The organism is Vibrio sp. 10N.222.46.A1, assembly GCF_041473595.1.
GTDB lineage: Bacteria > Pseudomonadota > Gammaproteobacteria > Enterobacterales > Vibrionaceae > Vibrio > Vibrio tasmaniensis_A.
Window position 1 is genome coordinate 1 of the sequence record NZ_JBFRSN010000017.1, and the last position, 7214, is coordinate 7214.

The window sequence follows — 7214 nt, forward strand, 5'->3', positions numbered from 1 at the left end:
GTATCGTAAGAACCAACAAAAACACATGTTGCTGTATACCGTGAGAGGTAAGGGATGGCTCGAAAGCGAAGGGTGTCGCTACATTCTAGAACCAGGCTCTTGCATTACTGTTCCTGCAGGCGTTGAGAACGGTTTTGGTATTGAAGAAGAAACATGGCAGATCGCATGGATCTTTCTATCGCCTAATAAACAATGGGAAAATGTCGTCAGTGATGAAGTGAGTTATACGCTGTCTCCGGCGGCAGAAGTCGTCTCGTCGTGCATTCATACGTTGTTGAGAAGTATTGCCTTACCCATCGATTTGGGTGGAGCGATTGCGATTCACAGTGTAGCCCAAATAGAGTTCATGATTAATGCGCCAGTGCCTCAGCAACAGTCGCGCAATTTGATCCGCTTAAGACGCGTTTTCGATAATGTACAAAAGCAGCTCCATAAAGAATGGAACGTTCATGAACTCGCGAGCTTATTCCCGTGCTCAGAGCCACACTTCCATCGTTTGTGTCAGCGCTATTACTCGCACAGCCCTATGACTCATATCATGCGTATGAGAATGGAATACGCTGCACGGCTACTTAGATCGAGTGATTGGTCGATTCAACACATTGGTGAGATAGTCGGATATCCAAATCCCGCTAACTTTAGCACTCGGTTTAAGGCGTGGTCAGGAATGACACCAAGACAATTCAAACAAAGTGCCCAATAGCGATCTTTATAGGCGCATGCAAACATAAGACACATAGAAGCATAAGATACATAGAAATACAGCGCTTTGAATTGTGCAATTGGTTATTAGGTGTTTGAAATTTGCACTATTTATCCGTTTGAAATGACCAATCTCTGATTACTTCTAATTACTAATGGTAACTAAGCGCTTCTATTAAAAAATGTTTCTGATTTGTCTACGATAATGTTAACGTGAAACTCATACTTGAATTTCAAAGGGTTGTGACTTTCATGTTTTCACATCTACCAAAACCAACTTTAGATCCAATTCTATCTCTGTCTGTCGCTTACCGCGGCGATACTCGCACTGATAAAGTCGACTTAGGCATTGGCGTTTACAAAAACGACCAAGGTGAAACACCGATCATGAAAGCCGTCTCTAAGGCTCAAGATATCGTTGTTGAAACACAGAAAACCAAAGCTTATGTTGGCCTAGCAGGCTGTGAAGAGTTTAACCAGAGCATGGTTGATCTGTTGCTTAAAGGGACTTCTGCAATAGGTCGCGTTGCTGCGATTCAAACACCAGGTGCAAGTGGTGCACTTCGCATGTTGGGTGACTTGATGAAAGTCTCTCAACCAGACACAACGGTTTGGATTTCAAACCCAAGCTACGTTAACCATAAACCGGTGATGGAAGCGGCGGGCTTAAAAGTTCGATACTACAATTACTTCAGTCCTGAAACGAAGCAAGTTGATACGGCTAAAATGTTGGCCGACCTTTCAAAAGCGGGTCCATCAGACGTGGTACTTCTTCACGGTTGCTGTCATAACCCAACGGGTGCTGACATTGATTTTGAAGCGTGGCAGGAAATTACTAAGTTATCGCAAAAGAATGGTTTCTTACCGTTTGTTGATATTGCCTACCAAGGCTTTGGTGATGGCCTAGAAGAAGACGCAAAAGGTCTTCAACATATGGCGAACAACGTAGAAGAGATGTTGATTACGACGTCATGTTCGAAAAACTTCGGTTTGTACCGTGAAAGAACGGGTGCCGCGATCGTTATCGGTAAGAACAGCGAACACGTAGGCAATGCTAAAGGTAAGCTACTGACGCTGGCTCGTTCAACTTACACAATGCCGCCAGATCATGGTGCCGCGTTGGTTAAAACAATTCTTCAGAATCAAGAACTAACGGCGATTTGGAAACAAGAGTTGAGTGAAATGCAGCAACGTTTGTTAAATCTGCGCCAAAGTTTATGTAATGAATTGCGAAATACTTACAACACGTCACAATTTGACTTCATCGAAAGCCATAAAGGCATGTTTAGTGTACTAGGCTTTAAAGAAACTCAAATGAATCAACTACGTGAAGAATATGGAGTCTATGGTGTTGGTGATGGACGCATCAATATCGCAGGCCTTTCTGAATCCCATATTCCTTATGTGGCTAAAGCGATAGCCAACGTTTCAAAATAGAAGGTGACTGAATGTATAATTGGAAAGCGATTGTAGTTTTAATGCTAAGTGGTGGCCTGTTTGCTTGTTCGACAACTACTGAAGTTCCTGTCGAGCCAGAGCAAAAGCCTCAAGTAGAACAACCTGTTGTCGATGACTCTTCTAAGACTGACGCAACGGAAGGCGAAAAAGTAACGGAACCTACAGAGAAGCCTGAAGAAGTAAAACCAACGGAACCAGAAGCGAAACCAAAGCCTGAACAAAAACCGACTGCAAAACCAACCAAGACAAGTGATGGCAAACTGATTCTTGGCGAAGAGGAGTGGGTGTTTGTTCCTGGTCTTAAAGAAGCGTTTAAAGCACGAGTTGATACAGGTGCAACAACATCATCAATCAGTGCCGTTGATATTGTTGACTTCGAACGTGACGGTAAAGATTGGGTTAAGTTCAAAATTGAACATGACGGCATCACAACTGAAGAGATCAGCTTGCCGGTAGAGCGTTGGGTTAAGATCAAGCAGTCGAGCGCGGAAGGTACACAACGACGTGCTGTTGTTGTCGCTTCAATTCAAATCGGCGATCTAAAAGATAAGACTGAATTTACGCTAGCAGATCGAACGCATCTTTCTTTCCCAATTCTGTTGGGGAGAAGCTTCTTTAGAGATGTTGCCGTTGTCGATGTTGGTCAAAAATACGTTCAGAAAAAAGTAACTAAATAGCGTCAATCGGTATTTATTCGAATTAGAGTCTGATGCTTTTATTGATGAGAAATGAAATCCCTACTAATGGAATTAGTGGGGATTTTTTCTTTTTATGATGTAATAAACGACGAAATACACTTTATTGTGCGTTGTTCTTCATTCGTTCACTGTTTAACCTCGACAATGTGATCCTGATCTCTATATAATCCGCGCTTCGTTTTATGTTTAATCCATACTTTCGTACTTCTTATTTTGGCTAATTGAAATAGCCAAATAATTATCTGTCAGTACACGCTTAGGAATTAGTTCTTTGATATCTACCGCGAACATCACAATGCAATTTGGCGCAGAGCCGCTGTTTGAAAACATCTCTGCTAAATTTGGTAACGGAAACCGTTATGGTTTGATCGGCGCCAATGGTTGCGGAAAATCAACGTTCATGAAAATCCTAAGTGGCGCATTGACGCCAAGCTCGGGCAACGTTTCGATCACTCCTGGAGAAAAACTGGGTGTGCTAAGCCAAGATCAGTTCGCTTTTGAACAGTACAGCGTTATCGATGTAGTAATCATGGGTGACAAAAAACTGTGGGAAGTAAAACAAGAACGTGACCGTATTTACTCTTTGCCAGAAATGAGCGAAGACGATGGTATGAAAGTCGCTGAGCTTGAAAGTGAATTCGCGGAAATGGATGGCTACACAGCAGAAAGCCGTGCTGGTGATATCCTAATTCAAGCGGGTATCGAAGAAGAGTTTCATTTCGGCCTAATGCAACAAGTTGCTCCGGGTTGGAAATTGCGCGTGCTATTGGCACAGGCACTGTTTGCAAACCCAGATATCCTGCTTCTTGATGAACCAACCAACAACTTGGACATTCACACGATTAACTGGCTTGCTGAAGAGCTAAACCAGCGTAAATGTACAATGATCATCATTTCGCACGATAGACACTTCCTTAACTCTGTATGTACACATATGGCAGATATCGACTACGGCGAGCTACGTGTTTACCCGGGTAACTACGAGTACTTCTTAGAAGCGTCGGGTTTGATTCGAGATCAACTTCTAGCGAGCAATGCTAAGAAAGCGGCTGAGATCAGCGAGCTTCAAGATTTCGTAAACCGTTTTGGTGCTAACGCATCTAAAGCAAAGCAAGCAAGTTCACGTGCTAAGAAAATGGACAAAATCACGCTTGATGAAGTGAAATCATCGAGCCGTATGAGCCCATCTATTGATTTTGGTGAAGGTAAGAAACTGCACCGTCAAGCACTTGAACTTAAAGAGCTTGGTCACGGCTTCGATGGCGAAACACTGTTTGCTGGTGGTAACTTGCTACTTGAAGCGGGTACTCGTCTTGCCGTTATCGGTGAGAACGGTGTGGGTAAAACAACACTATTGAAATGCCTAGTTCAAGAGCTAGAACAAAACGAAGGTATCGTTAAATGGTCTGAAAACGCATCAGTAGGCTACTGCCCACAAGATAGCACGTCTGACTTTGATAACGATCTGAGTATCTTCGATTGGATCTCACAATGGCGTACAGTGAAGCACGATGACCTTATGGTACGTGGTATTCTAGGTCGTCTATTGTTTACTGCTGATGATGCGAACAAGAAAGCGCGTAACTGTTCTGGTGGAGAGAAGAACCGTCTGTTATTCGGCAAGCTAATGATGCAAGACATCAACGTGCTTGTGATGGACGAACCAACGAACCACATGGATATGGAATCTATCGAAGCGCTTAACTTGGCTCTTGAGAACTACAAAGGCACATTGTTCTTCGTATCTCACGACCGTGTGTTCGTAGACTCGCTTGCAACTCGTATCCTTGAAATCAAAGATGGCAAGATCAACGATTTCCGCGGTACTTACGCTGAGTTCTTGAAAGCACGCGGCTAAGCTTTAAGTTAGCCTTAGTTTTCAACTCAATGCGTTGGAAATTCAGGCATAAGCTATAAACCGAAAATTAAAAATTAAAAACGCCGTCATACTGAAAAGCATGACGGCGTTTTTGTATCTTGTATCTAGCTAAGTTTCTATGTATCTATCCTTGAAGGGTCACTAACTCTTTACATCAGAACTTTACAATTAGAAGCGGTTAGTGAATCTCCAATCGAACCTACGCTTTTTTCCGACTGCTGATTATTCACCTTTCACATCAAATTCAATCTTCTCTGCGCCAGTGAACACTTGGAAACGCAGGCCTTTAGCGCGAGCAATGGTCGTGATACCAAATTGCTGAGCCAAGTCTAAACCCATTTGCGTTACGCCTGAACGTGATAACAGAACAGGAATACCCATCTGCGCCACTTTGATGACCATTTCAGAAGTCAGGCGGCCAGTAGTGTAAAAAATCTTATCTTCACCAGACTCTTTGTTAAGCCACATCTCACCAGCCAACGTATCTACCGCATTGTGACGGCCAACATCTTCAACAAACGATAGAACCTTGTCGTCTTTGCAAACAGCGCAACCATGTACCGCGCCAGCTTTCTTGTACGTGTCGTTGTAATGAGTCAGTGCTTCTAAAGCCGTGTAAATTTCAGATTGCTTAATTTTGGTCTGAGGCACTTGGTAATCTTCCAACTGCTTCATCACGTTACCAAACATGGTGCCCTGACCACAGCCAGAGGTCACCGTCTTCTTCTTAAGCGCTTGCTCAAGCTGGCTCGTATCTTCATTGGTAATGACCGCTGCAGAGCTGGTTTCCCAATCGATGATGATAGATTCAACTGCTTCAGGGTCAGAAAGGAAGCTTTGGTTCTTCAAATAACCCAAGACTAAAGATTCAGGACGCGAGCCGAGCGTCATCAGAGTTACGATCTCTTTCCAGTTCAACATGACGGTAAGAGGGCGTTCACAAGCGATCTGTTTGGTTAGCTTCTCACCATATTCATCAAACACTTCAACTTCGATTGTTTGAAGTGGGTTTTCACTAGTTTTTATTATGTTTGGTTTTACCACAGTCACGTCCTACTTAATGAGATAGCGATTTAAAGAGATAAGAAGTTAACAAGAGGGTCTAACGCCGATCTTGTTCATCGATTCTTTAACTCATGCTTAAAGCAAATCTTATTCCAAAATAACGGGTATTCAGGAAAACATGAAGCATTTGATTAAAATAGCGCAAAATATGGGAGTTCACCGAGTGGAGTTGTCTGAAATAACCAGTATCGACTAACGTTAAGTGACAACTTGATGACGAACATTGTAGATGCGCTATTGAAGTTAACCTGTATTGGCGTGTTTATTGCTTTATAGCGCTTATAGGATTGAGCTAAGTACAAAATGTCCTAAGCACATTCAGGCCAAAGAAAATCAATTGGGTGAAGTATGTCTGAGATAAAAGAATTCAAAGAACAATACGAAAAAACAGAAGCAGCTTGGCCAATAGGTGTCCAAAGAATAGAGAAAGAGATCAAAACAGGTATCTGGGTAACCACTCAATGGGAATTGAAGGGGTTTGAATTGTCACCAGAAGATGACGCCCCAGACGTTTGTTTACTTCAATTACATAAAGATGAACGTACAGACTATCGATTCAACCTAAGCTCTCAGCAACCTAAGCTTTTCTTAGTAATGGATAATGTCGATTCTGATGTTAAGCCCGTCATTCAGTTACTTACTGCCTCACAAACCGTTGCAGGGCAATACATGGACGGTGACAACCAAGTACTTTCCTACGACATTCCTTTGCCCGTACAGGCTTGGATGGAAGCATTCATCGGTCGTCATGGCGAGTTATTAGAAACAAGACGTAAGAAACGCAAAGGCGCGGGAAGATCAAATGGCAACTAACTTCTTTAGCCGTTGGTCTCAACGAAAGCTTGATGAATCCACTGACGAACCTTTGGAAGTAGAGCAAACATTGGAAGTACCAGCACTCACTCCCTCTGATTCTTCAGCTTCTGAGATTTCGCCTGCTGATCTTTCGTCTGAAATGGAAGCAGCAGCGCCTCAGTCTTTAGAGAGTGAAACTATAGAAATCAATGAAGAAGTTCATGTTGCTGACGTTCAAGATCCCGCACCAGAAGCCACTGAAGATTTGTCTGTTGCCCAATTATTGGTATCAGAAGCCTCTGAAAGCGTAAAAAAAGCCGCATTGCGTAAACTATTCCTCTCAGAAGAGTTCAACGTTCGTGATGGTTTAGATGATTACGACGACGATTACAGCAATTTGAAGTCTCTGTCTGAAGGAGTTGCAGAAACTCTTCGCGATTGGGTAAAAGACAAGACAGAAGAAGACACAGTAAACGAACCTGAACAAGTCGCTGATAATGAAGAAGAAACTTTGATTGATGAGGTTGATGACTCTATTAATGAAGCTGAAGAGACCGAGTCAGAACTCAGTGAAAGTGACGAAATTGCGGGTGAAGAAAAAGGACTGTATAAAAACC

General features: G+C 42.8%; 7 protein-coding genes. 6 read left to right on the forward strand and 1 reads right to left on the reverse strand.

All coding sequences use genetic code 11. The features are described 5' to 3' along the window. The 4 genes from AB4496_RS00730 to AB4496_RS00745 form a co-directional block, all read left to right on the forward strand. Positions 1-703, forward strand: a 703-nt coding sequence (locus tag AB4496_RS00730; protein WP_372130485.1) for an AraC family transcriptional regulator, incomplete at its 5' end; no start/stop codon positions are given. A 251-nt stretch (positions 704-954) separates the two neighbouring features. Further along, on the forward strand, positions 955-2139 hold the full coding sequence (locus AB4496_RS00735; RefSeq protein WP_102258008.1) for an amino acid aminotransferase: 1185 nt from the start codon (positions 955-957) through the stop codon (positions 2137-2139). Positions 2140-2150: 11 nt separating this feature from the next. After that, positions 2151-2837, forward strand: a complete 687-nt coding sequence (locus AB4496_RS00740; RefSeq protein ID WP_102258009.1) for a RimK/LysX family protein — start codon at positions 2151-2153, stop codon at positions 2835-2837. 292 nt (positions 2838-3129) lie between these two features. After that, entirely contained in the window at positions 3130-4716 is a 1587-nt protein-coding gene (locus tag AB4496_RS00745) for an ABC-F family ATPase (RefSeq protein WP_372130487.1), read from the forward strand. A gap of 243 nt (positions 4717-4959) precedes the next feature. Here AB4496_RS00745 and fdhD read toward each other — a convergent pair whose 3' ends face one another. Beyond that, on the reverse strand, positions 4960-5781 hold the full coding sequence (fdhD, locus tag AB4496_RS00750) for a formate dehydrogenase accessory sulfurtransferase FdhD (protein ID WP_009846735.1): 822 nt from the start codon (positions 5779-5781) through the stop codon (positions 4960-4962). A gap of 369 nt (positions 5782-6150) precedes the next feature. Between fdhD and AB4496_RS00755 the strand changes: the two genes are divergently transcribed. Next, on the forward strand, positions 6151-6615 hold the full coding sequence (locus tag AB4496_RS00755) for a DUF3305 domain-containing protein (RefSeq protein WP_009846734.1): 465 nt from the start codon (positions 6151-6153) through the stop codon (positions 6613-6615). Next, on the forward strand, positions 6605-7214 hold a 610-nt coding region (locus AB4496_RS00760; protein WP_372130489.1), incomplete at its 3' end, for a DUF3306 domain-containing protein. The genes AB4496_RS00755 and AB4496_RS00760, both read left to right, overlap by 11 nt.

Coding starts and splice junctions, on each gene's coding strand:
- AB4496_RS00735 (WP_102258008.1), top strand. CDS start 955: ATGTTTTCACATCTACCAAAACCAACTTTAGATCCAATTCTATCTCTG.
- AB4496_RS00740 (WP_102258009.1), top strand. CDS start 2,151: ATGTATAATTGGAAAGCGATTGTAGTTTTAATGCTAAGTGGTGGCCTG.
- AB4496_RS00755 (WP_009846734.1), top strand. CDS start 6,151: ATGTCTGAGATAAAAGAATTCAAAGAACAATACGAAAAAACAGAAGCA.